The sequence below is a fragment of the Telluria mixta genome (assembly GCF_029223865.1).
GTDB lineage: Bacteria > Pseudomonadota > Gammaproteobacteria > Burkholderiales > Burkholderiaceae_D > Telluria > Telluria mixta.
In genome coordinates this window covers 6,390,128-6,416,202 of record NZ_CP119520.1, presented here as the reverse complement: position 1 = coordinate 6,416,202, position 26,075 = coordinate 6,390,128, and the positions used below count along the sequence as shown (strand labels likewise).

Genomic DNA, 26,075 nt, shown 5'->3' with positions numbered 1-26,075 from the left:
TCAGGCAAGCCGCATCGCAACGGCGCCGCACGCGATCAGGGTGACGGCTGCCAGCCGTGCGCGGCCGATGCGTTCGCGCAGGATGAAGGCGGCGATCGCGGTCGCGAACAGGATCGACGTCTCGCGCAGCGCCGCAACCGCCGCGACCGGCGCGCGCGTCATCGCCCACAGCGCGATGCCGTACGATCCCACCGATGCGAGGCCGCCCAGCGGTGCCACGAGCGGATTCTCACGTGCGAACGAGACAAGCAGCCGCATACGGCCTCGGGCTGTCCACGCGCACACGCAGCTGCCTGTCAGCAGGAAGATCCACAGCGTGTACGCGGCCGGCGCACCGGAAAGCCGTACGCCCTGGCCGTCGATCAGCGTATAGGTCGCGATCACCCCGGCCGTCAGCAGCGCGAACACGGTCGTGCGACGCGCGCCTGCGGCTGGCGCGGCGAGCCATTGACCCAGCACGCCGCCGCAGATCAGGAGCATCGCGAGCCACTGGCCGGCGCTCAGCCGGTCGCCCGTCAGCGGGCCGTTGATCAACGCGACGAGCAGCGGCGCGCAACCGCGCATCAGCGGATACGCGTGGCTGACCTGGCCGTCGCGGTAGGTTTCGATGAGCAGCAGGTAGTAGATCGTCTGGACGGCGCCCGACGCCGCGATGAACGGCCAACTGTCCCGTGCCGGCGCCGGCAAGACAGGCAGCAGCACGATGGCGACGCCGGCCGATCCCGCGACCACGAGCACCGTCGCGAGCAGCGGTTCGCCGCGCCGCTTGAGCAGCGTGTTCCAGCTCGCGTGCAGCAGCGCCGCGCCGAGCACCGCGAGCAGGACGGCCGGCGTCACGCCTGCTCGGCGGCCGGTGCCGTCTCCGGAATGCCGTGGCTGCGGAAGTAGCGGTGCGCGACGAGCAGCGCCGCGGCCTGCATCGCGGCACAGAGGAAGAACGGCCCGCCCACGCGCCAGTCCTGCGGCGGCAGGTCGCTCGCCGCGCCCAGCAGCAGGGTACCGACGAGCGGCGAGACGACGAGGCCGATGCTGCTGATCGATTGCAGGGAGCCCATCAGTTCACCCTGTTCGCGGCTCGACGACGATTTCGACAGGATGCCCTGCAGTGCGGGCCCCGCCGCGAACGACAGCAGGTTGCAGAGGATGAAGACGTACATCATCCAGCCGTGCGTCGCGATCGCGTACAGGAAGTAGGTGACGGCGCCGGACGCGAGGCCGATCAGAGACAGCCGCACCTCGCCGAAGCGCCGGATCAGCGGCGCGAGCAGTCCCGCCTGCACGACGATCGAGCACACGCCCACGCAGAACAGGGCGATGCCGTTGTCGCGCGGCGTCCAGCCGAAGCGGAACGTCGTGAACAGGACCCACGTCGACTGCAGCATCATCTGGCCGAAGGCGACGAGCGTGTAGACGACGATCAGGCCGCGGATGTCGGTGCGGCGCGCGAGGCGCAGCAGGGAGCCGAACGGGTTGATGCGCGACCACTGGAACGGTGCGCGGCGCTCGCGCGGCAGCGATTCCGGCACGGCGAAATAGCCGTAGGCGAAGTTGGCGGCGGACAGCGCGGCCGCCACGTAGAACGGCAGGTGTAGTCCCATATTGCCCAGCAGGCCGCCCAGGATCGGTCCGCAGACGAAGCCGAAGCCGAACGCGGCGCCGATCTTGCCGAAGCTTTTCGCGCGGTTTTCCGGCGTCGACACGTCCGACGCATACGCGGACGCGACGGACATGCTGGCCGACGACGCCCCGCCGATCACGCGCCCGATGAACAGGCAGGCAAGATTGGGCGCCCAGGCGGTCGCGAGGAAGTTGATGCACATGCCGCCCATCGAATACAGCAGCACGGGGCGGCGGCCGATGCGGTCGGACAGCGCGCCCACCATCGGCATGAACAGGAATTGCATCAGCCCGAACGTGGCGCCCAGCACGCCGTACCACAGGGCCTGCTGCGCGCGGTTCTGGACGAACTCGCCCACGAGGCTCGGCAGCACGGGCACGATGAGGCCGATGCCGAGCATGTCGACGAACACGCAGATGAGGACGAAATTCAGGTTCGCGCTTTTGGCCATGGGCGTCCCGTGTCGATGCGGAAAACGCCTATGGTAGCACCGATTGCCGTGGAGACAACAGGTTGCCTGCCGATCAAGCTTCCACGTGCGTGATGCCAGTCCATTCGGCCGCGAACGCGGTGCGGAAAGCCGTCAACGTGGCCAGCCGGGCCTCGGCAAGCCGGCGTCCCGCGTCCGTCTGCATCATGCCCGGCAGGCGCGCCAGCTTCGCCTCGATGTGGTCGAGCGAATACGATTTGTCGTCGAGCGCACGGTCCAGTGCGAGCGGATCGCTGCCGTGGGCGAGCGCACTGCCCATGCGGCCGGCGATATAGAACATGCGCGCGAGCCCGACGGCGCCCAGCCCGTCCAGGCGGTCGGCATCCTGCACGATGCGCGCTTCCAGCGTCGTTGCGGGAACGCCGGCGGAAAAGCTGTGCGCTTCGATCGCGTGGGCGATGGCCGCCAGCTTGTCCGCCGGGAAGCCGAGCGCCGCCAGCCGCTCGCGCGCCAGCCCGGCCGACAGGCGCGACGCGCTGCTGCGGCGCAGATCGTCCTTCGGCACGTTGACGAGGTCGTGCAGATAGCATGCGGCCAGCACGACGAGAGCATCGGCCTCGCGGTACTGCGCCAGCAGCGCCTGCGCATTGCGCCAGACGCGTTCGAAGTGGTTCAGGTCATGGGCACCGTCGGGGCCCTGGTCGGCGACCGCTTGTGCGGCCAGTTGGGCGAGGCGGGGACGCCAGCTTTCAAGTTCAGGATGGAATGCTTGCATTGGAGTCTACGGAAATGAGGGCGCGCTGCGACAACGCATCGGCCCCGGTGTTCTTGTGGCGCGGCACCCAGCGCAGGCGCACGTCGGGTAGAAGGGCCAGCAGCACCAGCGCGCGGGCCCGGTAGCCGGCCAGCGCGGGCGCGGCGTACAGGTCGGGGCCGGTCACGTCGTCGATCACGACCCGGCTGTCGCCATGAATAGTCAGTGCGTGCGCGCCGTGCGCGACGGCCGTTTCCAGCAGGGCGATCAGCGCGCGGTATTCCGCTTCGCTGCTGTTGCCGTGGCCGGCCGGTTGGGCGAGTTCGATGTGTACGCCATCCGGACCTTCGATCCGCACGCCGATGCCGCAGCGGCCCGGGTTCGGCTTCGCGGAGCCGTCGAACCAGGCGCGCCATGCGGTCGGCTGCGCATCGTGCCGTGAGGTCGCAGCGGCTTTTGCGGAGGCGCGGGCAGCGTCGCGCGCCGCCTGCGCCGCGAGCATGCCGGTGCGCATCTCGACGAGGGCGGCCAGGCCCGCGGCACCGGCCGCCAGTTCCAGCGTCCGGCGCAGCGCCTGGCCGGCGGACAGTCCTTCGGCCTGCGCCAGGCGGCGGCTGGCCGCGCGCTCGGCCTTGTAGGCGATCCGGTCCAGGTCGGGGAATTCGTTCATGCCGAGAGGATACTACAAAGAAAAACAGCGCCGGCGTGCGGCGCTGTTTGTCGGTGTCAGCGGCGGTACGGATTGTCCGGCCGGTGATCCCAGCGGTTCGGCACGCCGTCGCCGTCGCGGTCGCGGTCGTAGCGGTTCGGCACGCCGTCGCGGTCTTCGTCCCAGCGGCGGCCGCCGCGTTCGTAGCGGTCGGGGATACCGTCGCGATCACGGTCCCGATAGTTCGGGCGGTCGTTGTAGTAATAATTCCGCTCGTAGCCGCGGTCATAGCCTCGGTCATAGCGGCGCTCCAAGCGGTCGGGCACGCCGTCGCGGTCGCGGTCGGGGCCGTACGGTGTCCAGGCGGCGGGCTGCATGTACCAGCCGCCGTTGCCCTGATACCAGGCCGGTGCGCGGTAGACATAGCCCGGACGCTCGGCAACCCAGTAACCCGGTGCCCACGTATGGCGCCGGCCGCTCCATTCCCAGTGGCCGGGTGCCCACACATAGCCGTGGCGCGGCGCGGGGGCGCGTTCGTACAACGGGGCCGGCGGGGCGGTGCTGATGTAAAGGCTGACATCGCTGTAAGCCATGGAAGGAAGGGGGGCGGCGGCGGCGCCGATGGCGATCAAGGCGGCAAGTGCGAGGCGTTTCATGTTGGTCTCCAATCCGGACTTCGGATGTGACCAATATAGCGCGCTCGGCGGAACGATTCAGCTACTGAAGCAGATGCTTACACTTGAAACAGATTCTGTGCGGGGATAGCAACGGCCATCCCCGCCGTGCACATCATGCGCGGCTCCGCACGCGTTCCAGCGCCAGCAACTGCTGTTTCTCGACCGGGGTCAGGCGCTTGGCGGTGACGTGCACCACAGGGATGCCGGCGGTCGTGGCGACGACGGGTGCCGTGGCCTGTGCGGGCTTGGCGCTGTCGAGTGCGACGCTGCCGGCGGCGGCCAGGCCCAGTGCGACGATGAAGGCGGCTTCCATGTGCTTGATGACGTTCATGATGCTCTCCTCGGGGTTGATGGTGAAGCGTTTGTCGATGGTTGTACTGTAGTCGCGCGCCATCCTCGTCTCCACCTGCGTGCGACGAACCGCACGAAATGCAGGATGAAGCGCAGATAAGCGGGACCGGCTTTCACACGCCCCCGGCTAGGCGCACGCGAACACAACGAGGGAGAACCCAGCGATGATCGGAACGCTCGTCGAGGCCGTCGCGGCCAACCGGACGCGCCTGCGGCGCGCGCGCAACCTGCGTGCCGGCGGGCGCACGCACGCAGCCGTCGTCACGCAAAGCGCACGCGCACCCGCGCCGCTGCGCTGGCTGACGGCCGGCTGCGTGCTGCTGGCCGCGGCGGGCGCCGCGCTCATCGTCGTGCACGCGCGCTGGCTGGCGGTGGCCGGCGAGACGCCCCCGGGCGACGGCGCCGCGCGCCTGACGGCCGTGCTGCCCGGCCTCGCGTTCACGGTGCCCGACACTCCGGGCGTGACGGTGCGCACGCAGGGCGACGCGGCGCTGCTGATCCTGTCCGGCATGCGCGCCGGACCCGGGCAGCGCGTCGATCTGTGCGACCAGCTCGCCGACCGCACGCGTCCCGGCCGCCTGCTGCCGCTGCGGATCGGCTGGACGTTCGCCGACGTGGCCGGCCTGGCCGCGCCACGCAACGTGCTGCTGGCCGAAGGCGCCATGCCGCGCGTGCGCGTGGACGGCCGCGCCGGCTCGCCGCTGGACGTGCGCTGGGACGGGCAGGCCCGGTGGGCCGGCGCCACTGCCCAGGTCGCGCCGGGCGGCGAAGGATGGCTGACGTGGCCGGACGGCGCGCTGCGGCTGCGGCACCGGGCCAGCAGCACATGTCCGGCCGCCGGCGAACTCCTCGTCCAGCTCTACCGTCCGGCGCCGACGGCACGCGCACTGGTTGTCGCGCTGCCGGCGCAGGGCAACGCCGTCGAGGCGATGCTGCCGCCCGGCGACTACCGCGTGCCGGCGGCCCCGGCGGCGGCCATGGAAGACGAGCAGCTGTTCGCCCAGTTGCAGGCCCGCGGCCTCGTGCGCCTGGGCGCAAACGGCCTGGCCGAGCTGGCCCCGCCGGACCTCGCCGCGTGGCGCGCGGCCGGCAAGACGCCGTGGGATGGCGTGAACCTCGACGGCGCCGCGCTGCGCCTGCTGGAACGGTTGTATCGTCGCGCGGACGGCGATTTCGTGCGCGAACAGGTGCGCATCTTCAATGCCGAGCGGCGGCTGCTCGCGTGGCGCCTGCCGGCCGGCGTGACGGCGACGTGGCGCGCGGAAGTCATGCAGGGAACGACGACGGTGCCCGTGCCGCTGGCCGACGACATGCCCCCGGCCAGCGCGCGCCTGTTCGCCCGGCTGCCGCAGGGCTGGGCGCCGTGGCAGCGGATCGGCGCGTGGCCGGCGGATGGCGGCGTGGCGCGCCTGCGCCTGACGGTACCGGAGCGGGCGGGCAGTGTCCGGCTGATGCTGGCGGGACGCCTGCGCCACGTGACCGGAGCCCGGTTGCGGTCCGATCCGCAGCCCGGCTGCGACGGCCGCGCGTGCATGGCGCCGGACGAGGTGCAGGTGCTCGACCTGCTGACCGAAGGCCGCGAGATCGTGATCGATGCGGAACCGCTGGCGCAGGGCGCCCTGGCCACGCCGGGCGACGCGCGCTACCGGCACCTGGCCGTGCGCGACGGCCGCCTTGCCTGGCACGCGCTGGGCCCGGCCACGTCCCGGCCGTCCGCGCGGCTGGCGGAGGTGGTGCTGGCGGACCGCAACGGCGTGCCGCTGTGGCGCGACGGCGCCCCGACCGAGGCGGCGCGCGCGGCCGGCCTCGCCACGATGCTGGGCGTACGGGCCGGCCAGGCGGGCAGTGTCGCTACGCTGCTGGGCCGGGTACCGGGCGACCGTCATGCGGCCCGCCTCACGCTGGACCTGCGCCTGCAGACGGCCGCGCAGGCGGCGCTCGACTGCATCGCGCTGCGGCGCGGGCACTGGGATGGCCGGGCGTGCACGGCCGCCGGACCGGTGCCGGCGGGCCGCCAGGCGGGCGTCGTCGTGCTAGACACGGAGACGGGCGCGATCCTGGCCGCGGCCGGGGCGGGAATGCCGGCCGTGACGACCGACAACTGGCGCGAGGCGCGCGACTTCGACAGGATCGACCCGGCCGCGAGCCCGCTGCGCCTGCCCGCGCTGCAGCACGACGGCGGCGCCGAGCGGGCGCCCGGGTCGACGTTCAAGATCGTCAGCGCCCTCGGCCTGGAACTGGCGGCGAAGTCCGATCGCCAGCTGGACGCCTTGCTGGACGGCCTGCCGCTGGCCGGCATCAATGCCGCCGCGCACGAGCGGGGTTTCGACTTCCGCACGGATGCGCCGACTTACCCCGTCGACAGCCGCGCGCGCATCACGAATTTCCGCGACCAGGGTCTCGACCGGCGCGCCCAGGACGGCCGCCTGGGTCTCGCGCAGGCGCTGACCTACAGCCTGAACACGTGGTTCGCGTGGACGGGAGAACTGTCCGACAGGAGTCTTCTCGGCCGGCCTGACGGCGGCGTGCCCGACCTGCAGCCGCTGGACCCCGGTGCGCTGGACCCGGTCCGTCCCATCGTCGCGATGGCGCGCCGGCTCGGCTTCGGCCAGCCGCTGCGGCTGGACGGCGGCCTGCTGCCGGAGAACTTCGGCTGGTCGGCGTGGGACGCGCTGCAGGCGACGCCGGCCGCCATCGACCCCGTCCACACGCGTCACGAACTGCGCCAGATGGCGATCGGCCTGCGCATGCAGGCGACGCCGCTGCAGATGGCGCTCGTCGCCGGCGCCGTCGGGCAGGGGCGGGCGGTCGTGCCGCACCTGCTGGGGGAGCTCGACGGCAGGGCGGCCGCGCCTGCGAACGGACCGGCGCTGGGCGTCCGCCTGGATCGCGTGCGCGCCGGCATGAAAGGCGTCGTCGACGTGGGCACGGCATCCGGCGCCTTCCGCGCGCCGGCATTGTCCGGTATCCGGCGCGGCCTGTCCGGCAAGACGGGGACGGCGCCGGTGGGCGACGGATCGCTGGCGACCGTCTGGTTCACGGGCTGGCTGGAGCCGCACAGCGTGCCCGGCCAGGAGCACCGGCTGGCCGTCGCCGTCTTCGTCAGCCGGTCGGAAGCGACGGGCGGCGAGCACGCGGCGCCCGTCGCCGCGGCCGTCCTGGGAGCGCTCTCCGCCAACGGGTCGAATTGAGGGGTTTTTCCCACTCATCTGCGCGCCTATCCGATGTGTTTCTGTGGCATGATCTGTTACGGTCCTGCTATTAGCGGCCGAACATCGAAGAGGATTTATGCGTTTGCCGGGAACCCGGTACCAGGAACCGGGCTGGGAAGAAGTGCGCAAGTTGCTGGGACAGTGCTCGCTCGCCGCGCTGCGCGGCTTCGATCCTGCACATCCGGACCTGGAGAGCTACGTGGAACGCATGACGGACCAGCTCCTGGCCCAGCGCCACAGTGCCCGCGCCCGGGCAGCCGGTAACGGCTATGGCGATACGGTCTACGAACTGGCGCTGACGCTCGTCGTCGAGCTGGGCGCCCGTCCGGCCGACTGGGACGCCTTGTGCGCCGCGCTGGCGGACGGCCAGGCGGGCGACGCCCTGCTGCGCAAGAAGGTGAACGACATGTACGCCGTGCTGCGCGACCGCGTCGATGCCGACAACTACCAGGACGCCTGCGGCCGCCCGTGCAGCCCGAACCGTATGTACGCATACCGGATGTTGGACACCGCCTATCACGACGTCGCGCGCCTGTTCGCCAACTGGCGCGCGCACCGGGCCCAGGTCGGGGCGATCCTCGGCCGCGAGATCGCCGACGGTGCCGACCCCATCGAAGTGCGCCAGCTGCGCACGATCCACGATTGCCGCGCCGAGTGGATCCTGCGCTGGAGCGCGTCGCTGGAAGAATTCGGCGGCGGCCCCGGTCCGCTGCACACGCGCTCCAAGCGCTTCGCCAGCCTGAAGACGAGCCCGGAGCGCATCGCCGCGATGCTGCACGAGATCGGCGATTACGAACAGCTGTCGGCCAACCGCGACGAGGACTGGCTGCAGGACCTGGACGACGCGTCCGTCTGGGTGGAGGATTACTGGCGCGTGCTGCAGGAATCGGAGAATGCGGCGACGCCGGGGCCGGATCGCATCCTGGAAGCGCGGCAGGATGCGCTCGACGACGCGGCGCCGGAACCCGATCCGGTGCCGGAAGAAGCGGATCCCCGTCTGGAGACCCTCGCGCTGAGCGTTTCACTGCCCCCCGGCTATGTTGCGCAAGCGCCGGCGGACGGTCTGCTGGCGGCGGAGGGATTGCCAGTGGGGCTGGCCGTGTACGCGAAGCTGCTGGGCCCCGACGACGACAGCTACCCGGACGCCTGGCGCGACCCGGCCACCGGCGCGCTGCCGACGATGCAGCAGCTGGCGGCGCTGGCCGAGGTATCGCTGCCGACGCTGCGCAAGCGGCGCGACGCCGCGATCGCGAGATTGAGCGCCGCCTTTGACACGAAGCGAGGAAGCGATGCATAGCAACGACACGAGCTCTCGCCGGCTGCAGGAAGCCCTGCTGCTGGCCCGCCGCAAGGATGGCGACCGCTTGACGCTGGACGATGCCACGCTGGCCGCGGCGCTAGACGGCAGCCGGCCGCTGACGTCCGGCGAACGGGCCGCGCTGCAGGCATCGCCATTGACCGTGCGCCGGCTGCGCCATCTCGCCCTGCAGCGGCGGGCCGCCGCATCGACCGCCTGGCGCGGCAGCCGCGGCGCCCTGCGGGCCGCGAGCACCGGCCTGCCTGCCGCGATCGTGACGGACGACGGCTGGTGGACCCTGCACTTCATCCCCGCCGGCGGCGGCTGGCGCACGATCCTGCAGCTGGCGCCGCAGGCCCCGTTCGCGGAAGCGCTGCTGGTCGCGCGGGCCCCACTGCGCGTCGTGGATGGCGCCGGCGGCGTGGTGCTCGCGGGCCAGCTCGATGCGGACGGCGAATGCGAAGCCGACTGGCCGTTCGCGGCCGCCCCCTCTGATCACTTGCAGGCGCACGGCGCCCGTTTTACCGTCGAACCGCTGGAGGCGGACACACCATGATCCCATTCTTCAAGCGCGCCGCGCCCGTTCACGACGCCTGCGCCCTCGGCCGCACGGCCGTCGCGCTGCCGCTGTCGCCGGGCTGCGCCGCGCCGCCGGGCTGCCCCGTCGTCATCGTCGACGCGGACGGACGCCCGCGCCGCGCCACGACCCCGGCCGGGAAAAAGGTCGAGCTGCGTCCCGGCGAACTCGCGTGGGCATTCCACCCGGGGCCGTACACGCTCGACGTGGTGCCGTACGCGCAGGCGCCCGAGATCGGCCTGCGCACGACCTTCGCCATCGATCCGCAGGACCCGGCCGCCGCGGGCAAGCGCTTCGACCTGTACCTGGCCGCCGAAGCGGATGGCCGCGTCGACCTGGATGCACTGGGAGTGAAAGTGGAAAGCGCCGTGCGCAGCGCGCTGGAGCAGGGCGCGCTGGATCTGCCGCCGTGCGCGGACATCGACGAGTGGAACGCATTCCGGCAGGGCCTGAACCGGTTGCTGTACCTGCGCTTCGGCCTGACGGTAGACGATTGCGTGCCCGTCGAACTGGAGGGCGTCGACTATGCGGCGCAACTGGCCGCGCGCGCGGTCGGCACCGCGGCGCCCGCGCCTGCACCCGTGACGGAAAAAGTCGAACCGGCGATGCTTGACGCGAAGTCGCTGCGCCGCCTGTTCCTCGAACTCCCTTGCCTGATGTGCGGCCTGCGCCTCGGCGCGCTGCCGAACGGGCAGGACCAGTTCCGCCAGCAGCAGGCCTTGCTGCAGCGCCTGGACCGCCTGTCCGTCGAGATCACGACGATGCCGGCCCTCGTGCTGGCCGCGCCGGGTCAGCCGCTCGTGCTGGACGAGCAGCTGCGCCGCATGCGCCACAGCCGCCGCGCGACCGTCGCGCTGGACGAGGCATGGGCGCTGTTGGCCCGCCTGGAAGGCGCGCAAGGCGAGCGTCTCGCCGCGCTGTACGACGAGGCCGAGCGCATCGTCGCCAACCTCGAAGCCGATTGCGCCGGCCGGCGCGCGGCGAAGCACGTCGCGGAGGCGGCATGAGCGGGCCCGCCCAAGCCCTCTGCCGCACGCGCCTGCCCGACGGCACGCTGCTCACCGTGACGGCCACGCGGCGCGAGCGTGCGGGCCGCGCCGACGTCAAGTGCATGGTGCCCGGTGACGCGGCATTGGCCGAACGCCTGCAGCAAGTGGTCCGTCTCGCGCGCCACACGGAAGCGAAGATCGACAGCCGCGACCAGGTCGTACTCAGCGTCGACCGCGCGCCCGCGGGACGCGACTGCGAACTGGCGTTTGTCTTGGCCGACCGGCTCGTGCGCGGCGTGTGGCACGGACGCGGAGACCCGGTCGCCAACGGCTGGTCGGATGCATGGCAACTGGGCCGCGTGGACGGCCATGACGTGGCGGATGCGTCGCCGGACGCGCTGCTGGGCGGCCCGGACGGCCTGTCGCACCTGGGCCAGCTGGACGGCCATCCCGATCCCGGCGCGCGCGTGTCCGGCGCCCGCGCATGGTTCCCGCTGCACAGCGGCGGAGACGGCGATGGTCTCGGCTGGGTCGAGGTGAGCGTGCACCCGCTGGACGGTGAACGCATCGACGAGGAACAGACGATCGCCGTGCCGGGGGCCGACGCGGCACGCCAGCTGGCCGTGCGCCAGGCGCTGGCCGGCGCGCGTCACTTCGACGGCCGCGGCGTCGGGCGCTGGCGTACGACGGTCCGTTTCAGCGACGCCGCGTTCGCGGGCCGTTCGTACGAACTGGCCCTCGTGCTGGCCGACCGCATCGCGCGCGGCCGCGAATTCATGCCGCGCGCCCGGCTGCTGGCGACGGGATGCTCGGATGCGTGGCATGCGGGCCGCGTGGACACGGTCGACGGGCTCGCGCCGAAATGCGCGCTGCTGCTGCGCGAGGCCGGGCCGGGCGACCGTATTCTCCTGCCGCACGCATGGCGCGACGCTTTGCCGGCCGGCTTCGCGGACGACGTCCGTGCGCGCGGCGCGAGCGTAGCGTGCGTGGAGCGGATCGGAATCATTTGATGTAGGCTTGCAGGGTAAGCCGGAAGGAGTCGACGATGTTGCGGATGTTTGGATTGGGTGGGGCAAAGTGCCCGCGCTGTTCTCAAGGGACGGGCGCGGCGGACGGCTATTGCGCCGCCTGCGGCCTGATGCTCGGCACGCCGCGCAACGAACCCGTGCTGGTGGAGAACCGCTGGGTGCCCGGCCCTGACGAACTGGCCGTGTTCTTCGGCGTGCGCGCGCTGTCCGGCGTATTCGTCAAGACCTTGCGCGTGCCCGCCACGGCGCGGGCCTACATCCTGCAGGGCGAGCAGGCGACCGAAGTCCCGCAGGGCGAGTACGAGATCGAAGGGTTCTTTACACGCCTGAATCACCTGCTGCGCGACCAGCATGCGGAAATCCTCGTCACCCGCAGCGGCGCGCTGCCGGTCGACTTCGAGCTGGATGGCCTGTTCAGCGCCGAGCACCTGGCCGTGTCGGCACGGCTCGCGCTGTCCGTGCGGATCGAGAGCGTGCCCGCGTTCGCGCGCCATTTCATGACGATGCCGGGCACCGTGAAAGCCGACCACCTGCGCGAACTGCTGCAGCAGCCGGTGCGACAACTGGCGGGCGAATTCGTCGCCGCCCGTTCGCTGCGCGAGATGGCGGGCCGGCGCGAACTGCGGCCGGAACTGGACCAGCACCTGCAGGGCGGCCTCGCCACCTTGCTCGCCGACTACGGCCTGGCCATCGTCCGCGTGGAGACGCTGGCGCTGCGCCACGACCGCTTCGACGCCAACCGCGCGCGCATCGGCAGCCTGTGGCTGGCCGTGGACGAGCAGCGGGTCAAGGTGGAGCATGCGCGCCAGCTCGACGAGCTGTATTCGGACGACGAATGGCGCCGCATCGCACGTGAGGAAAGCCAGGCGCGCCTCGCGCACCGGCGCGCGGAACTGCGCCAGGGCGCGGGCATCGAGCGCGCGGAGATGAGCCTGCAGAACGCCGAGCGCGCACAGGCGATCCGCGCCCGCGAGATCGAGCTGTATGGGCGCATCGTCGAGTCCCGCTCGCGCAAGCACGCGATCGAGCGGGGCGCGCAAGACCTCGTCGCCGAACTGGAACACGAACTGGCGCAGAAACGTGGCGCGCGCGGCGACCAGGAAACGGAATGGGCGCACCTGCGCGAACTGGCCGCCGTGCGCATGCGCGAAGAGGTCGCGCTGGCGCGCCAGGATGCGGCCCAGGCCCGCACGGTCGCCGCGCAGCGCTTCACGCACCAGTTGCTGCAGCAGCAGATCAGGAACAAGATCGAGCAGGCGCGCGGCATCGAGGACGCGGCCCGCCAGCGCGCGGAACTGGCCCGTCTGCACGCGGCGGAGGAAGACGCGGCACGGCGCGCGCGCGAGATCGAGGCGCAAGAACATGCGGCGCGGCTGCGGGCAGCAGAGCGCGAGGAGTCGATCGAGGTGGAAGCCGTGCGCCAGCGCGTGGAAGCGCTGCGCCGCGACGGGACGCAGGCCGACGCGCTGGCCCAGCACGAAAAGCTGTTGCGCACGATCGAAGCGGATGCGGCGCTGCAGCAGGTGGCGCTGGACGGCGAAGAGGCCCGCGCCGTGCTGCAGGCCGAGCTGCTCGGCGCCGAGCGCGCGCACGAGCTGCGCCGCATGGAAACGCTGGGCGCCGTGGACGATACGACGAAACTGGTGCTGGCCGGCGAGACCAACGCGGCGCTGCTGGCGGACGTGCTGAAGGCCCGCACGCAGGCCGGCATGAGCGCGGAGCAGCTGGCCGCGCTGACGTCGTCGCGCCTCGCCGATGAACAGGTCGAACGCGAGCGCACGCGGCGCGACGCTGAACTGGAGCGCGAGCGGCGCCACCAGCTGGAACTGCTCGCGCTGCAGAACGACGTCAACAAGACGGCGCTGGCGACGCAGGCGCAACTGGGCGGTGCGCTCATCGCGGGTGCAACCTGCCGTCACGCCGGCGCCCAGGCCGGCGACCGGTTCTGCGGTACGTGCGGCGCGCCGCTGCCGGCGCGGGGATGATGCAGACGGCGATCGACAAGCTGCGCGAACTGCGCGCGCTGCACGAAGACGGCCTGTTGAGCCGCCAGGAATTCGACAGCCGCAAGAACGCGATTCTCGACGCTGCCTATCCCGCCGACGTCCCGGCGGACGTGCCGGTGCGCGCCGGCACCGAGATCGGCCTGATGGCCACGCAGGAAGTGGGGCCGGCGCACCGCCGCTACCGGCTGGAGCGCCTGATCGCGCAGGGCGGCATGGGCGAGGTGTGGCAGGTGACGGACCTCGCCACGCATGCGGAACTGGGCCACAGCGCGCAGGTCGCGCTGAAGATCCTGCCGCCCCGGCTCACGGAGAATTCCCTGCATGCGAAGCTGCTGATCGAGGAAGCGGCACGCGCGCGCCAGCTCGCGCACCAGCACATCGTGCGCGTGTACGACTGGGCGCAGGACCCGGCCACGGGCAGCTATTTCATCATCATGGAGTGCCTGGACGGCGAGGATCTCGACACGCTGCTGGCGCGCGTCGGCCGGCTCGGTCCCGAGCGCGCGCTGGATGTGCTGGCGCCCGTGGCCGCCGCACTCGATTACGCGTGGGAGCGGCATCACCTCGTCCACCGCGACATCAAGCCCGCCAATGTGTTCCTCGCGCGCGGCGGCGACGTCAAGCTGCTCGACTTCGGCATCGCGGCGCGCGCACGTGCCAGTGGCCTCGCGCTCGAAGCCCCGGCCAGCTCGGGCACGGCGGGCTATCGCGCACCGGAAGCCAGCGGTGCCGGTGGCGTGCCGGAGCGTGGGCTGGACGTGTATGCCGTCGCCGTCATGCTGTACCAGATGCTGACCGGTGCCTTGCCGGCTGGCGCCGATCCGTTCAGGCCGGAGGCGCTGAACGACGCGCAGTGGGCCGTGCTGCGTGCCGGCTTCGCGCAGGATCCGGCCCAGCGTCCGGCCAGCGTGAGCGAACTGCTGGCACGTCTGCGCGCGGCGCCGGACATCGACGAGGCGCGCCGCGCCGAGACCGAGGCGATCGAAAAGGAGCGCGCAGGACAGGCCGCACGCGAGGCCGCACGCGAACTGGCCGCGCGCAAGCTGGCGCAAGCGCAGGCGGAAGCGGCCGCGAAAGCGCAGCTGGACCGCCAGCGGCGTGAACAGGAACGGGCCGCGAAAGTCGCCGCCGAAGCCGCCCGCGCGGCGCGCAAGGAAGCGCTGCGCCAGCAGTTGCTGGAACGGCGCGCGGCGGAAGCGGAAAAGGCGAGACTGGAGCGCGAGGAAGCGCAGCGCAAGCTGGCGCAGGCCAGGGCCGCCGCCGCATACATCGCGGAACAGAAGCGCGCCCGGCTCGAGGAAGCGGCACGCGCGCAGGCCGTGCTGACGCAGCTGATGCCCACGCCGGCCAGCCCTGTCGCCGACACGGAAGGCGTGCTGCGCGACCGCTTCGTCGGCGGCGATGCGAAAGGGCCGGAACTCGTGCTGTTGCCGACGGGCCGGTTCCAGATGGGTTCCCCGAGCACGAACGGAAGATCGCGATCGAGGCCGGCTCGCAACCGGGCTGGCTGGCGCGCGAGCTGCCGCAGCACTGGGTCGGCATCGAGAAACCGATCGCGATGGGCCGCTATCCGGTGACGGTGGGCGAATGGCGCGTGTTCGTGGCCAGCACCGGCTGGCGGCCGAGCGGGGAAACCGATTGGGACGCGCCCGGGTTCGCGCAGACGGACCGCCATCCCGTCGTCGGCGTGAACTGGTTCGACGCCATCCGCTACGTCCGCTGGCTCTCCGAAGCGACGGGTAAATCGTACCGGCTGCCGAGCGAGGCGGAATGGGAATACGCGTGCCGCGCCGGATCGAAGACCGCGTTCTCGTTCGGCGACACGATCACGACGGACCTGGCCAATTACGACGGCAATTTCACGTACAACGGCGGCCCGCGCGGCGAGTACCGGCGCGGCACGACGCCGGTTGGCGCATTCCCCGCCAATCCCTGGGGCCTGTTCGACATGCACGGCAACGTGTGGGAATGGGTGCAGGACGTCGTGCACGACAACTACGACGGCGCGCCGCTGGACGGCAGCGCGTGGGAAGAGGGCGGCGACCAGGCCCGCCGCATCCTGCGCGGCGGCTCCTGGCTGTACAACCCGCGCTACCTGCGCTCGGCGCTGCGCAACGGCTTCTCGGCCGCGTTGTCGAACGATATCGTGGGATTTCGTATCGTACGCGACCTGATGTAGGCAACACGATACGCAGCGGAAATCCGCAGTGTCTTCACCTTGAGCGCATAATCAATCGCACTCTGCAAACGAGGAGGCGATCATGCGAATTCCCAAGGATATCCAGATCCCGTTCATCGTGCTGTCGCTGGAAGCCGTGCTGTTGACCGGCGCCGCGCTGATCTTCCTGATCCTGCGGCCGGGTTAACTCAAGCGTCCAACAGGCGGGCGTGCGCCCGCCGCCGGTCGCCCGTGCGTTCGGCATGGTCTTCCGGACGCGGGCTTGCCGCGAACCGTACGCGGCCCGTGAAGCGGGCAAGGCGGTCCAGCACCGTGGCCGGGCCGATCGGGGTTTCCTGGCCGCTGGACGGGTCGAGGTGCCAGAAACCGCCGTCGCGGTGGAACAGGATCGGCATGCCGGCCGCGCGCGGCAGCGCACCCGTGCTGGCTGCTGCCGGTTCGGGCACGACGCCAGGTGCCAGCAGCACGAAGCATTCCGCCGCGCCGCCCGCATCGACGCGGTGCAGGGTCAGCGCATGCGCGTGCAGCGCCGTCACGACGAACGTCACGACGCCGCGTATGCTGGCCGTCAATTCGATGCGCATCCCGAGGCGCAGGGGGACGGGTACGTGCTTGCCGGGCCAGACGCCGTCCAGCAGCAGGCCGTAGCGCGACACGTCTTCGATCTCGAAGCCGCCGCGCGCAGGCCGGATGACGGCGTGGCGCGCGGACAGCCGGCGCGTAAGGCCGTCCGGTTCGGGCCCATGTTCGCCAACATGTTGCAGCAGCAGGTCGGCCTCGGCGCCGGCGGATTCATGGCGGCCCAGCACGCATTCGTCCAGCGCGAACAGGCGCACGTGGCGCTGGGCGCCGGCGTCCGGTTCCGCGTACACGAGGCAGGCGGTGCTCGCCGGGCACGGATGCGCGGCGCGCTCGGCCGGCAGGTCGATTTCGATCAGGTCCTCGTCCCACGCGATGGTCGGCAGGCCGACGGCCACCTTGCCGCCGGCGCCGGCATCCAGGTTCAGCTGGGCGATGGACGCGTTGCGGGCCTGGATGTCGATGTCCATCGCGCCGCCGCCGGCCAGGCCCTGCACCCGGGCGATGGCGGCATCGTCGGCGCTGATGCGGACGTTTTTATGCGTGGACAGGTAGGTCTGGTGGATCTCGCCCAGCGACGCGTCCGGGCGCGGCACGAGCAGCACGAGCGTCGCGACCCACGTGCGTGCCGGGTGACGGGCGTGGATTTCCAGGTCGACGCGGTACTGGCCGTGTTCCCGCCCGCGCGACGAGAATTCCACGAACACGGGCCGCCAGTCGCCGCGCAGGGTGCGCACGAACTGCAGCTGGCCGGCGCCCATAGGCAGCAGCTTCGATTCGAGCAGCAGCGTCAGTTGCGCCGGCGCGTCGTCCGGCATGCCCCGCAATTCCAGCTTGATCGCCTGGCGGCCGCCGGCCGCGCGCGGATCGAAGCCGCTCACGTGCAGGTGGGGGCGGGGCGGTTGTGCATGAATTGGCGCCGGGCCGCGTACTGGACTTTCCGCACGGACCCGTTTCAGCATCTCGAAGCTGGAGCCGAGCACATCGACCGCCCCGGGCGCCTGGCGGTGGCCGTGCGCGCACTGTGCCTCGCCGGGGGCGACCCAGACGGTGCAATGCGGGTGATCGGGACTGCTGCAACGCTTCATGGGCGGTTTAAATGGTTCGGAGCATGGGTTTCAGCTTACGCGATTGTAGCGTAGCGCGGCGCGCGGATTTCATAGTTGAGCAAGACTTTTTTCCAACATGCATTATTTACCACAGTCAAACACCCGGCAACGCCGTCTCGTCGCGCGCCGCGCCGGGGACGCGCACGAGGATCGCGCTGACGTTGTCCGGATAAAAGAACGCGGCCGGATGCGCGTCGTACGCGGCCAGCAAGGCGTGCAGCATCGTGGCGGCGTCCGTCGTCCCGGCCAGCAGCTGCGGCCATTGCGCGACCCAGCCGTGCGGGTCCGAGCACGACCAGAGGCCGTCCGTCGCCAGCAGGTAGGTGCTGCCTGCGCGCAGCTCGAGCGGACGGCGGTCGGCCAGGTGGGACAGCCAGGACGGCAGGTTCAGCGGCGATAGTTCGAACAGCGGGTCGTTCAGCCGCGCAGGATCGGCGAACGCATTCCCGAGCAGGAAAGCCTGGGCGATCTGAGGCCGGTGTTCGCCATGCACCTGCCGCCACCAGTCGGCGTCGCCCAGCAGGCCGGCCATCGCGTAGGCGGTGGCGGGGACATGGTCGACCGTCAGCGGCGCCGCGCGCGCCGGCGTGATCTCGTACAGCCGCGAATCGCCCACGTGGTACAGCAGCGGGGTGTCGTCCGCGCGCACTTCCAGCAGGGTGAGCGTCGTGCCGGGGCGGGGGCCGGGCGTGTCGGCGAAATGGCGCTGCAGGTCCGCATGCAGCGCGTCGAGGCGGCGCGCCAGTTCGGCGCCGGTCGTGCAGGGCGGCAGCGCGAGCAGGCCGGCGACGACGGCTTCCGCGGCTTCGCGGCCGTGGCCATGGCCGCCCATTCCGTCCAGCACGGCGAGGCGCGCGTGACCGGGGCGCCAGCCGGGCAGCAGCCGGCGCTGCACGGCCTGGTCCTGCAGCCAGGCGGCGTTGCCGTCCACGTCGATCAGGAGCAGGTTATCCTGGTTTTCCGCGCGCAGGCGCGGGCCGGCGCCCAGGCGCGAGCATGCGGCGACGTCCAGGGCGCCGAAGCGCAGCCCGGCAATGAAGGGAGAAATCGGCATCCCGCTACTCTAACCGCAAATGCCATTTCGCCAAGCTTCGATTAGATGGGGTTTTTCCGCCTACCCGTCAGCAACACGGCCGCGTTGACGAGCACGCACGCGCCGGCCGCCGCCATCGCGAACCGCACGCCCCAGGCGTCCGCGACGCGGCCCCAGAACAGGCTGCCGAGCGTGTAGCCGCCCGCCATCACGACGAGATAGATCGCCAGGGTGCGCGCCCGCACGTCCGCGGGGAACGACAGCTGGGCGGCCGCGTTCAGGGTCGAGACGACGGCGGACCAGGCCATGCCGCCGCACACGATCAGCGGGATGAGCAGCGCCAGCGTATGCAGGAAGGGCATGATGGCCAGCATGCAACCATACACGGCCAGCGCGCCGGCCAGGATGTTGGTCTTGTCGACGCGCGCGCGCAGCGCCGGCAGGCAGAACGCCGCCACCACGGCGCCGGCGCCCAGGCTGCCCATCAGGGTGCCGAACACGCTGGCATCCATGCGCAGCACGTCGCGCACGAACACGGGCAACAGGCCTGCGAAGGCGATGGTGGCAAAGAACACGGTGGCCACGTTGCGCAGGATGCGGCGGTAGCGCGGGCACCCGAACGCCGTATGGACGCCTTCGCGCAGGCGCGCGCCATAGCCCGCGCAGGGCTTCACGTGCGAGCGGTCGGCGCGCCACCAGGCGCGGTAGATCGCGAGCAGGCCCACGAACGAGATCGCGTTGAGGAGGAACAGCGGGCCGGGACCGATCCACTTGAACAGGACGCCGCCCAGCGCCGGCCCGATGATCGCCGCCGTGTTGTACGACAGGTTGTTGAGGGTCGCCGCGGCTTCCACTTCGTCCGGCTCGACGAGCCCCGACATCGCGGCCTGCCACGCGGGCCACATGAACGCGGAACCGCAGCCGAGGCAGAACAGCACCATCAGCACGACGACGTGCGGCGCGTGCCCGGACGCGACGAGCGCCGCCAGCGTGCACGCGCAGCCGGCCATGAACAGGTTGCAGAAGAACAGGAACTTGGGACGGTGCACGGCGTCCGCGACGACGCCCGCGAACAGCGCGAACAGGAAGATCGGGATGTACGTGCAGGTCTGCACGAGCGTGGTCGTGGACGCCGAGTGCGAGCTGGACGCGATCAGCCAGGCCGACGCGAACGTCTGGATCCACGTGCCGAGGTTCGAGACCAGGTTGGCGCACCACAAGTGCCGGTAGCGCGCATGGCGCAGCGGTTGCGTCAGCGGGACCTTGCGCCGGGCCGGTGCCGCCGCCTTCGCCGGGGTGAAGCTGGATATCGTCATCAGGCCAGTCTACGGGCACCACCCGGCCGGGTCAACGCGGCAGTCGGGATGACCCCGCCAGTGCGGGTTTTTACCAACGTGACGCTTCGACAAGCAGGCGACCGTGTTATCTTGTCGCTCATGCAGATACGCTTATTGGAACCGACCGACATCCCGGCCGCCGCCGCTGTGCTGCGCCGCGCCGCCGAATCCTTCTTTCTCCATGAATCCGCGCCGGAGGACGCCGCGAACTTCCTCGCCCAGCACGACGCGGCCGGCCTGCAACGCAACCTGGACGCCGGCTACGTCTACCACGTGGCCATCGTCGATGGCGTGCTGGCCGGATTCATCGGCGTGCGCGACGGCACGCACGTCTTCCACCTGTTCGTCGATGCCGCATACCAGCGGCGCGGCATCGCGCGGGCGCTGTGGGAGGCGGGGCGCGCGGCGGCGCTCGTGCCGGCGCATCCCGGATTCTTCACCGTGAACTCGTCGAATTTTGCCGTGCCGTTCTACGAGTCGCTCGGCTTCGAGCGCACGGCGCCCATGCAGGTCGACAAGGTGCGCTACAACCCCATGCGCCTGTCAACGCCGCTCGTCGGTGCGGCGTAGCCACAGGCTGCTCGCCCAGCCTTCGACGCCGCTGCCCTCGACGCGCACGCGCCACCAGTCGCCATCCGTCGCCCCCGTCGTGCTGACGACCGTCCCCGCGCGCAGCACGCGCATCCGGGCGGCGCGCACGCCGCGGTCTTCGCGCAGGTTCAGGTCGTCCACGACGCGGTAGTGCGCGCCGGCCGCGGGACCGATCGCAGCCAGCGTCGCCGGCACGGGCGCGGACGGCAGCAGGGACGTGAACAGCAGGCCGAATCCGAGCGTGCCGCCGGCCACCACCGCGAGCGCACGCAGATTGGGCCGGCGCCACCACGCGCGCGGCGTGTACCACGCGGCCAGCACGAGCGTCGCCGCCAGCGCACCGGCCCACACGAACCACGGCACCATGGTCGCCATCTCACGCATCGAAGCGCAGCACGTAATGACCCGCGACGAGGTGGTGGCCGGCTGGAAGGCGATAAGGCTGCTCCGGCGTGGCCGCATCGATGGCGGCGACGAATGCCAGCTTGTCGTCCAGGTGGTACAAGGCCTGCGTGGGCGACAGGCGCGCGATCAGCCAGCCGTCCGGTCCCGCTTCGAAGCTGAACGCATCACGCGACAGCCCGAGGCGGTCGGCGCTCGACGGCGGCGTGCCGGCCGCATTCCTGATAAAGGCCGGCGAATCGAGCACGCGCAGCGCCGCGAGCATCGGTGCGCCCCGGCCGAACGTGAAGCGGGCGCCCGGCGCCACCGGCAGGGCCGGCGGCTGCGGCAGCATCAGCAGGGCGCAGTAACGGTCGGCCAGCGCGGGCGCGCACGCGGCCAGCTCCACGCGCGTGCCGTCGACGGGACTGAATGTGGCCGGCACGGCGATCCGTTCGCGGCCGGCCTGGGTGATCGCCTGCAGCTGGTCCTGGTCGTCGACGGCGAACCCGATGACAGTCTCCGAACCTTGCGCCGCGGGGACGAACGCGCGGTTCAAGCCGATTTCCAGCGCCTGCGCACCCGTCTCGCGGTAGCGCGACAGCCGCGGCAGCGCCAGCGCGGCGAGCGTCACGCGCTGGCGCGCAACGGGGGCGTACGTCGCGTCGACCGTGAGTGGTGCCGGGGTGCGGGCCACCGGGACGGCCGTGAGCTCGGGATCGGGCACGGCGCGCGGCTTCCAGACCGCCGGGCGCGCGGATGCGGGCTTCGCCGGGGCTGGCGCGCGTGTCGTCCCGGCCGGCGTCACGCGCAGCAGCAGGCGCAGCGCGGCACCGGTGCCATCGACGGCGCCGCGGCGCGACCTGATCGTCCAGTAGCCGGCGGCCGCGTCGTAGCTGCAATCGAAAGCGTCCTTCGGGCGCACCTGCACTTCCAGCGGCGACTCCGGCCCGTCGTTGATCAGAAGGACGGCGCCTTCCGCGCCGAACGGCCAGCCCGGCGCGGCGTAGGTGGCCTCGTGGGCATCGTGGCCGATCAGGGTCAGGCGCTGGTTCGGGTAGATGGGGCAGACGGTTTTCCACACGGCGCTGTCGCGCGACACGCTGACCGTGTACTGCACGGCTTCGTTCGGCGCGGGCAGGTAGACGGCGTGGCCGAATTTCACTTCGACTTCGCCCGGTTCCAGGCGGTCGGCGCCGACGACGTGGTAACGGACGTCGTCGCCCTGCAGCAGGTCGCCGAAATCCTTTTGGTGCAGAGCGGCCAGGCTTTGCGCGAGGTCGCGCACGCGTGCGCCCCGCGTGAGGTGGCGGTCGTCGTCGACCTCTTCCTGCGGCAGCATCAGCGTGATGTGGGAAAAGCAGCGGGTGGCGGCGCGTCCGCGCTGTTCGCGCGGCGAGCGTTCCAGCAGGTCGCGCAGCAGCGGGCGGCGCGCGAACAGCGCCAGCCCGGGCGCCTGCCAGATGGCATGGGCGTCGAAGACGTCGTTGATCTTGCCTAGAGCTTCATGTTGGACGTAGACCGGCATGATTCGTTCTCCTCTAAAGATTGGCTGCTGGCGGCAGCGGCACCTAGCAGGGGGCAGATGAAAAACAGCAGGTGCGAGCCGCCCGCCGACAGAAAGCTCATCGGCTGGCCCATCACCGGGAAGATCGCGAGGTTGGTGCCCCACGACAGCAGGAAGTGGCCGAACGCGAACGCGGCGCCGCCGGCCAGGAAGAAGCAGCGCAGGCGCGCGAGCCACGCCACGCGGAAGTCGCGCGCGTTCGCGCCGGCCAGCCAGCAGCGTACGGCGAGGCGCAGCAGCGCGGCGAGGAACAGCGCCTGCAGCAGCCACAGGCCGACGGCAGCAAGCAGCCCGTGACGCTGCAGGAAGAACGACGCGGCGAAGTCGTCCTGCACGGCCGGGATGCGCAGCGCGAAGCCCGGATCGAGGCCCAGCGCCGCGAGGCCGAACGCGCCGTCCGCGCCGCGCCAGCCGCCCTGCGCGATGGCGCGGGCGCCCAGCAGCAACTGCTGTCCCGTGTGTGGATGCGTGCCGGGGTTGAGCCACACGAGGAAGCGGTCGGCATAGAAATCCCAGCGCGCGATGCCGTCCGCGCCCGCGCCGCGCAGCAGGGCTACCGTCGCCACGGCCGCCAGCGCCACGCCTGCCAACACCAGTGCGGTGCCGCGGCGGCGCGTGGCCAGCGCCTGCGCCAGCATCATCGTGCCGGCCCACAGCGCGAGCAGCACGAGCGGAGAGTAATCGTCGACCTGCACCAGTGCGACGCCGAGCAGCAGCATGAACAGCAGTGCGGGCGCGGCGAGCCGCAGGCCGCGCCGCCACGCGCCGCCCGGCGCCGGGCCGTCCCCGCAGGCCAGCGCGAGGCAGTGAGCGGACAGCGCGGCCAGCGCCAGCTTCGCGAATTCCACGGGCTGCAGGTCGAACACGCCCGTCTCGTCGCCGTACGCGACCTGCAGCAGCAGTGCAAGGAGCGCGGCGCCCGTCAGCAGCAACAGCGCCAGTTCGATGCGCGCCTGCGGCAGCGGCCGCGCGGGACGCAGGAAGCCTGCCAGGGTCGCGGCGCCCGCGCCCAGCGCGAGCAGCGCGGCCGTCTTGTGGAAGTGGCGCAGCCAGGCGGTATCGGGTGCGCCGAGGCCCAGGTCGAGTTGGGCGAGCAGGCCCAGTGCCAGCAGCGGCAGCGCGGCGGCGAGGACGGGTTCGAGACGGCGCGGCGCCAGCAGCGCGAACGCGAGCGCGGCCCAGGCCACGAGCAGCCCGATGCCCGCGCCGGCCGGTGCGCCCGTACGCTGCAGCCAGAACAGGACGGCGCCGCTGCCGGCCAGCAGCAGGGCCGCGCCGGTCGCAGCGCCGGCGCGCACGCTGTCCTTCATTTTGACGAACAGCGCGGCCGCGCACGCGAGGCCGAGGATGGCCAGGAACGGCACGGTCGCCTGCGCGGGCACGTCCCACGCCGCGCGCCGGGTCCACGTCCACGCGACGCCGGCCGGCAGCCGCTTCTGCGTGTCGGCAACCAGCGCGACGTGGCCGCCCGGCTGCATCCGCAGCACGTCGCCGTCGGACGCGAGCAGCAGGCGCGTGCGGCCCGCGACGAGCGTCTGCCCGGCATCCAGGCGCAGCGGACGGCCGGCCAGCAGGGCCACGTCGTCATGTTCTTCGAGCAGCAGCGGCACCGAAGGCGCGGCGCTCATCCGAAAACCTTCTTCGTCGCGCACGATGCCGGCGGCGTGCAGGGACAGGCCGGCGACGGCGATGCGGTTGCCGCAATCGAGGTTGCCGCCGAAGACGAGCGGGCGGCCGAACGCCAGCGCGCGCGGGGCGATCCGGTTCCATGCATCGGCGAGGCGTGTGCCCAGGCGGGCATCCGGGCAGGCCGGTCGCGGCTCGCCGTCGCGCCGCAGCAGGGCGCCGTCGTAGTGCCAGTGCGTGCCGCCCGCCGTGAGGTCGACGGCGTTCGCGTCGGCCGCGTCGACGCGCATGCGCAGCACGCCGAGCTGGAATTGCTGGCCGCGCGCGAGAACGACGCTGCCGCTGCGGTACTGGCGGGTGCCGTCCTGGACGCGCAGCGGGGCGCCCGTGCCGTCGTCCGCCGCCCACCATCTGCCGTCCTTGTCGCGCCCCAGCCGCAGGCGGCCGCCGTCCGCCGCGGGGGCGCCGAGGGCGGCGTGGTCGACGTCCAGCGTCGCGCCGGGCGCGACGGTGACGGCCACCTGCGCGGGCAGCCACGCGGCCGGCGCGCGCAGCAGCGCGAGCATTTGCAGGGCGCACAGGGCGGCGAGCAGCACGCCGGCGTAAACGCGGGCGCGGTTCATGCGGCGCTCCGCAGAGGGTTCACACCGGCCGCGGCGCGGACGATCAGGCGGCTGATCTCGAGCGCATGGCGGGGCCGCGCTTCCGGACGCGGTGCCAGCAGCGCACGGAGCAGCGCCACCGGCGCATCGTCGGCGCGGGCATGGCCGGCGAACAGCGCGATCTCGTCCGGCGCGAGGATCGCGGGTGTGCGCAGCGCGGCGGCGCCCGCAGTGCCATGGGTCCGATAGGCGTCGGCGCACGCGGCGCAAAAGCGCAGCGGGATGCCGGTGACGAGCCAGTAGAGCAGGGCACCGAGGGCGAAGTAATCGCTGCGCGCGTCGGTCCGGTAGCGGCCGGCGTCATCGGGAAAGAATTGTTCCGGCGCCTGCCAGGCCGCAGTGCCGGCGTAAGAGTGCGCGGCGCTGTCCTGCAGGGGGCGATTGGTGCCGAAGTCCGCGAGCTTCAGCGTGCCGCTGCGCGCGTCGACGAGCAGGTTGGCCGGCTTCAGGTCCAGGTAGCGCCAGCCGTATTGGTGGACCTTCGCCAGCGCGGTATTCACCTGGGCCGTCCACGCGAGCGCCTGGTCGATGCCGGGACCGTCGCCACGGCTGCGCAGGGTCGCCAGGTGGGCGGCCAGGTCGCCGTCCAGGAGTTCCAGCGCCAGCGCGGGCTGGCCGTCGTGTTCGCCGCTGTCGAGCAGGCGCACGATGTGGCGCTGGTCCCATGGCTGCAGTCCGCGAAGAAACGCGATCTCGGCTTCGAAGCACGCGCGCCAGACGGTCCTTTGCGGCGGCAGCGCGAGATCCATCTGCGCGCGGTTGACGAGTTTCACCGCGGCTGGCGTGCCGTCCAGCATGGATGTCGCACGCCATACCTGGCCGTAGCTGGACCCGCCCAGCGGCGCCTGCAGGCACCAGGCACCCGCCGTCAATGTGATGATGTCGCCTGCCTCGACCATGTGTCCTCCCGACCGGGCGGCCGGTGCCGCCCCGGGGACGGGTAGCGGGGGGCGGCAGCAAACGTGTTAAAGTCGACAAGATTGTTTTGTACATAACTTATCGGGGGGGGCCATGTCCAAAGCCACATTCAGCGCCCGGGTGTTCGCCGTCTACGTCTTCGTCGTCAGTACCGTGCTCGTCGTGGCGCCGAACGTGCTGTTGTCGGTCTTCGGGATCGCGCCTACGGCCGAGGTGTGGATCCGCGTCGCGGGCGTCCTCGCCTTCAACATCGGCATCTATGCGTGGGTCGGGGCGCGGCACCGGCCGTTCCTGGAAGCGTCGGTCTACACGCGTGCGCTCGTGTGCGCCGCGTTCGTCGTGTTCGCGCTGCTCGGGCTCGCCAGCCCGATGATCGTGCTGTTCGGCCTCGTCGACCTGGCCGGCGGCGTCTGGACGTGGCTTGCGCTCAAGGCCGACGCGCGTGCCGGCGAGCCGGTCCCGGCAGGGCTCCGCGCGAACGCCCAATAAAAAACCGCGCCGAGGC

At 71.6% G+C, this 26,075-nt stretch carries 23 protein-coding genes; 10 read left to right on the top strand and 13 right to left on the bottom strand.

Going from position 1 to position 26,075, the window contains the following annotated elements:
* The 6 genes from P0M04_RS28250 to P0M04_RS28225 form a co-directional block, all read right to left on the bottom strand.
* On the bottom strand, positions 1–837 hold the full coding sequence (locus P0M04_RS28250; RefSeq protein ID WP_259451025.1) for an EamA family transporter: 837 nt from the start codon (positions 835–837) through the stop codon (positions 1–3).
* Positions 834–2,069 (bottom strand): MFS transporter, encoded by a 1,236-nt coding sequence (locus P0M04_RS28245; RefSeq protein WP_259451026.1) that lies wholly within the window; start codon positions 2,067–2,069, stop codon positions 834–836. Before P0M04_RS28245 ends, P0M04_RS28250 begins: the two co-directional genes overlap by 4 nt.
* Positions 2,070–2,142: 73 nt before the next feature.
* Entirely contained in the window at positions 2,143–2,823 is a 681-nt protein-coding gene (locus tag P0M04_RS28240; RefSeq protein ID WP_259451027.1) for an HD domain-containing protein, read from the bottom strand.
* Positions 2,804–3,472 (bottom strand): ribonuclease HI family protein, encoded by a 669-nt coding sequence (locus P0M04_RS28235; protein WP_259451028.1) that lies wholly within the window; start codon positions 3,470–3,472, stop codon positions 2,804–2,806. Before P0M04_RS28235 ends, P0M04_RS28240 begins: the two co-directional genes overlap by 20 nt.
* Positions 3,473–3,528: 56 nt before the next feature.
* A complete protein-coding gene (locus P0M04_RS28230; protein WP_259451029.1) occupies positions 3,529–4,107 on the bottom strand; it encodes a chromosomal replication initiator protein DnaA in 579 nt (192 codons plus the stop codon).
* A 133-nt stretch (positions 4,108–4,240) separates the two neighbouring features.
* Entirely contained in the window at positions 4,241–4,522 is a 282-nt protein-coding gene (locus P0M04_RS28225) for a hypothetical protein (RefSeq protein WP_259451030.1), read from the bottom strand.
* A 121-nt stretch (positions 4,523–4,643) separates the two neighbouring features.
* Between P0M04_RS28225 and P0M04_RS28220 the strand changes: the two genes are divergently transcribed.
* The 8 genes from P0M04_RS28220 (at position 4,644) to P0M04_RS32825 (ending at position 15,767) form a co-directional block, all read left to right on the top strand.
* Positions 4,644–7,670 (top strand): penicillin-binding transpeptidase domain-containing protein, encoded by a 3,027-nt coding sequence (locus P0M04_RS28220; protein ID WP_259451031.1) that lies wholly within the window; start codon positions 4,644–4,646, stop codon positions 7,668–7,670.
* Positions 7,671–7,767: 97 nt separating this feature from the next.
* Entirely contained in the window at positions 7,768–8,988 is a 1,221-nt protein-coding gene (locus P0M04_RS28215) for a hypothetical protein (RefSeq protein WP_259451032.1), read from the top strand.
* Positions 8,981–9,544, top strand: coding sequence for a hypothetical protein (locus tag P0M04_RS28210; RefSeq protein ID WP_259451033.1), 564 nt, complete (start codon positions 8,981–8,983; stop codon positions 9,542–9,544). The genes P0M04_RS28215 and P0M04_RS28210 overlap by 8 nt, the downstream gene beginning before the upstream one ends.
* Positions 9,541–10,572, top strand: coding sequence for a hypothetical protein (locus P0M04_RS28205; RefSeq protein WP_259451034.1), 1,032 nt, complete (start codon positions 9,541–9,543; stop codon positions 10,570–10,572). The genes P0M04_RS28210 and P0M04_RS28205 overlap by 4 nt, the downstream gene beginning before the upstream one ends.
* Positions 10,569–11,564: a hypothetical protein gene (locus tag P0M04_RS28200; RefSeq protein WP_259451035.1), complete on the top strand. Its 996-nt coding sequence runs from the start codon at positions 10,569–10,571 to the stop codon at positions 11,562–11,564. Before P0M04_RS28205 ends, P0M04_RS28200 begins: the two co-directional genes overlap by 4 nt.
* Positions 11,565–11,599: 35 nt before the next feature.
* Complete coding sequence (locus tag P0M04_RS28195; protein ID WP_259451036.1) at positions 11,600–13,567, top strand: coiled-coil domain-containing protein; 1,968 nt, start codon at positions 11,600–11,602, stop codon at positions 13,565–13,567.
* Entirely contained in the window at positions 13,564–15,165 is a 1,602-nt protein-coding gene (locus tag P0M04_RS28190) for a serine/threonine-protein kinase (RefSeq protein ID WP_307734312.1), read from the top strand. Before P0M04_RS28195 ends, P0M04_RS28190 begins: the two co-directional genes overlap by 4 nt.
* Entirely contained in the window at positions 15,063–15,767 is a 705-nt protein-coding gene (locus P0M04_RS32825; RefSeq protein ID WP_307734428.1) for a formylglycine-generating enzyme family protein, read from the top strand. Before P0M04_RS28190 ends, P0M04_RS32825 begins: the two co-directional genes overlap by 103 nt.
* A gap of 188 nt (positions 15,768–15,955) precedes the next feature.
* On the opposite strand, the gene P0M04_RS28185 is transcribed toward P0M04_RS32825, so the two are convergent.
* From P0M04_RS28185 to P0M04_RS28175, 3 genes are all read right to left on the bottom strand, one after another.
* Complete coding sequence (locus P0M04_RS28185) at positions 15,956–17,434, bottom strand: FHA domain-containing protein (RefSeq protein ID WP_259451037.1); 1,479 nt, start codon at positions 17,432–17,434, stop codon at positions 15,956–15,958.
* 115 nt (positions 17,435–17,549) lie between these two features.
* Entirely contained in the window at positions 17,550–18,509 is a 960-nt protein-coding gene (locus tag P0M04_RS28180) for a PP2C family protein-serine/threonine phosphatase (RefSeq protein WP_259451038.1), read from the bottom strand.
* A gap of 41 nt (positions 18,510–18,550) precedes the next feature.
* Entirely contained in the window at positions 18,551–19,804 is a 1,254-nt protein-coding gene (locus P0M04_RS28175) for an MFS transporter (protein WP_259451039.1), read from the bottom strand.
* A gap of 135 nt (positions 19,805–19,939) precedes the next feature.
* On the opposite strand from P0M04_RS28175, the gene P0M04_RS28170 reads away from it, so the two are divergent.
* Positions 19,940–20,395 (top strand): GNAT family N-acetyltransferase, encoded by a 456-nt coding sequence (locus P0M04_RS28170; RefSeq protein ID WP_259451040.1) that lies wholly within the window; start codon positions 19,940–19,942, stop codon positions 20,393–20,395.
* On the opposite strand, the gene P0M04_RS28165 is transcribed toward P0M04_RS28170, so the two are convergent.
* From P0M04_RS28165 to P0M04_RS28150, 4 genes are read right to left on the bottom strand one after another with little or no spacing between them, the layout of a single operon-like run.
* Positions 20,369–20,791, bottom strand: a complete 423-nt coding sequence (locus P0M04_RS28165) for an SH3 domain-containing protein (RefSeq protein ID WP_259451041.1) — start codon at positions 20,789–20,791, stop codon at positions 20,369–20,371. The two genes, P0M04_RS28170 and P0M04_RS28165, sit on opposite strands and share 27 nt — an antisense overlap.
* A gap of 1 nt (position 20,792) precedes the next feature.
* Positions 20,793–22,325, bottom strand: a complete 1,533-nt coding sequence (locus tag P0M04_RS28160; protein ID WP_259451042.1) for a hypothetical protein — start codon at positions 22,323–22,325, stop codon at positions 20,793–20,795.
* A complete protein-coding gene (locus P0M04_RS28155) occupies positions 22,295–24,613 on the bottom strand; it encodes an FtsW/RodA/SpoVE family cell cycle protein (RefSeq protein WP_259451043.1) in 2,319 nt (772 codons plus the stop codon). Before P0M04_RS28155 ends, P0M04_RS28160 begins: the two co-directional genes overlap by 31 nt.
* Positions 24,610–25,551 (bottom strand): serine/threonine-protein kinase, encoded by a 942-nt coding sequence (locus P0M04_RS28150; RefSeq protein ID WP_259451044.1) that lies wholly within the window; start codon positions 25,549–25,551, stop codon positions 24,610–24,612. Before P0M04_RS28150 ends, P0M04_RS28155 begins: the two co-directional genes overlap by 4 nt.
* A gap of 112 nt (positions 25,552–25,663) precedes the next feature.
* Between P0M04_RS28150 and P0M04_RS28145 the strand changes: the two genes are divergently transcribed.
* Positions 25,664–26,059: a hypothetical protein gene (locus P0M04_RS28145; RefSeq protein WP_259451045.1), complete on the top strand. Its 396-nt coding sequence runs from the start codon at positions 25,664–25,666 to the stop codon at positions 26,057–26,059.
* Positions 26,060–26,075: the final 16 nt, after the last annotated feature.

Bases quoted from the DNA above. Each gene is read 5' to 3' on its own strand.
- P0M04_RS28245 (WP_259451026.1), bottom strand. From the start codon at position 2,069: ATGGCCAAAAGCGCGAACCTGAATTTCGTCCTCATCTGCGTGTTCGTC.
- P0M04_RS28240 (WP_259451027.1), bottom strand. From the start codon at position 2,823: ATGCAAGCATTCCATCCTGAACTTGAAAGCTGGCGTCCCCGCCTCGCC.
- P0M04_RS28235 (WP_259451028.1), bottom strand. From the start codon at position 3,472: ATGAACGAATTCCCCGACCTGGACCGGATCGCCTACAAGGCCGAGCGC.
- P0M04_RS28230 (WP_259451029.1), bottom strand. From the start codon at position 4,107: ATGAAACGCCTCGCACTTGCCGCCTTGATCGCCATCGGCGCCGCCGCC.
- P0M04_RS28225 (WP_259451030.1), bottom strand. From the start codon at position 4,522: ATGGCGCGCGACTACAGTACAACCATCGACAAACGCTTCACCATCAAC.
- P0M04_RS28220 (WP_259451031.1), top strand. From the start codon at position 4,644: ATGATCGGAACGCTCGTCGAGGCCGTCGCGGCCAACCGGACGCGCCTG.
- P0M04_RS28215 (WP_259451032.1), top strand. From the start codon at position 7,768: ATGCGTTTGCCGGGAACCCGGTACCAGGAACCGGGCTGGGAAGAAGTG.
- P0M04_RS28210 (WP_259451033.1), top strand. From the start codon at position 8,981: ATGCATAGCAACGACACGAGCTCTCGCCGGCTGCAGGAAGCCCTGCTG.
- P0M04_RS28205 (WP_259451034.1), top strand. From the start codon at position 9,541: ATGATCCCATTCTTCAAGCGCGCCGCGCCCGTTCACGACGCCTGCGCC.
- P0M04_RS28200 (WP_259451035.1), top strand. From the start codon at position 10,569: ATGAGCGGGCCCGCCCAAGCCCTCTGCCGCACGCGCCTGCCCGACGGC.
- P0M04_RS28195 (WP_259451036.1), top strand. From the start codon at position 11,600: ATGTTGCGGATGTTTGGATTGGGTGGGGCAAAGTGCCCGCGCTGTTCT.
- P0M04_RS28190 (WP_307734312.1), top strand. From the start codon at position 13,564: ATGATGCAGACGGCGATCGACAAGCTGCGCGAACTGCGCGCGCTGCAC.
- P0M04_RS28185 (WP_259451037.1), bottom strand. From the start codon at position 17,434: ATGAAGCGTTGCAGCAGTCCCGATCACCCGCATTGCACCGTCTGGGTC.
- P0M04_RS28180 (WP_259451038.1), bottom strand. From the start codon at position 18,509: ATGCCGATTTCTCCCTTCATTGCCGGGCTGCGCTTCGGCGCCCTGGAC.
- P0M04_RS28175 (WP_259451039.1), bottom strand. From the start codon at position 19,804: ATGACGATATCCAGCTTCACCCCGGCGAAGGCGGCGGCACCGGCCCGG.
- P0M04_RS28165 (WP_259451041.1), bottom strand. From the start codon at position 20,791: ATGGCGACCATGGTGCCGTGGTTCGTGTGGGCCGGTGCGCTGGCGGCG.
- P0M04_RS28160 (WP_259451042.1), bottom strand. From the start codon at position 22,325: ATGCCGGTCTACGTCCAACATGAAGCTCTAGGCAAGATCAACGACGTC.
- P0M04_RS28155 (WP_259451043.1), bottom strand. From the start codon at position 24,613: ATGAACCGCGCCCGCGTTTACGCCGGCGTGCTGCTCGCCGCCCTGTGC.
- P0M04_RS28150 (WP_259451044.1), bottom strand. From the start codon at position 25,551: ATGGTCGAGGCAGGCGACATCATCACATTGACGGCGGGTGCCTGGTGC.
- P0M04_RS28145 (WP_259451045.1), top strand. From the start codon at position 25,664: ATGTCCAAAGCCACATTCAGCGCCCGGGTGTTCGCCGTCTACGTCTTC.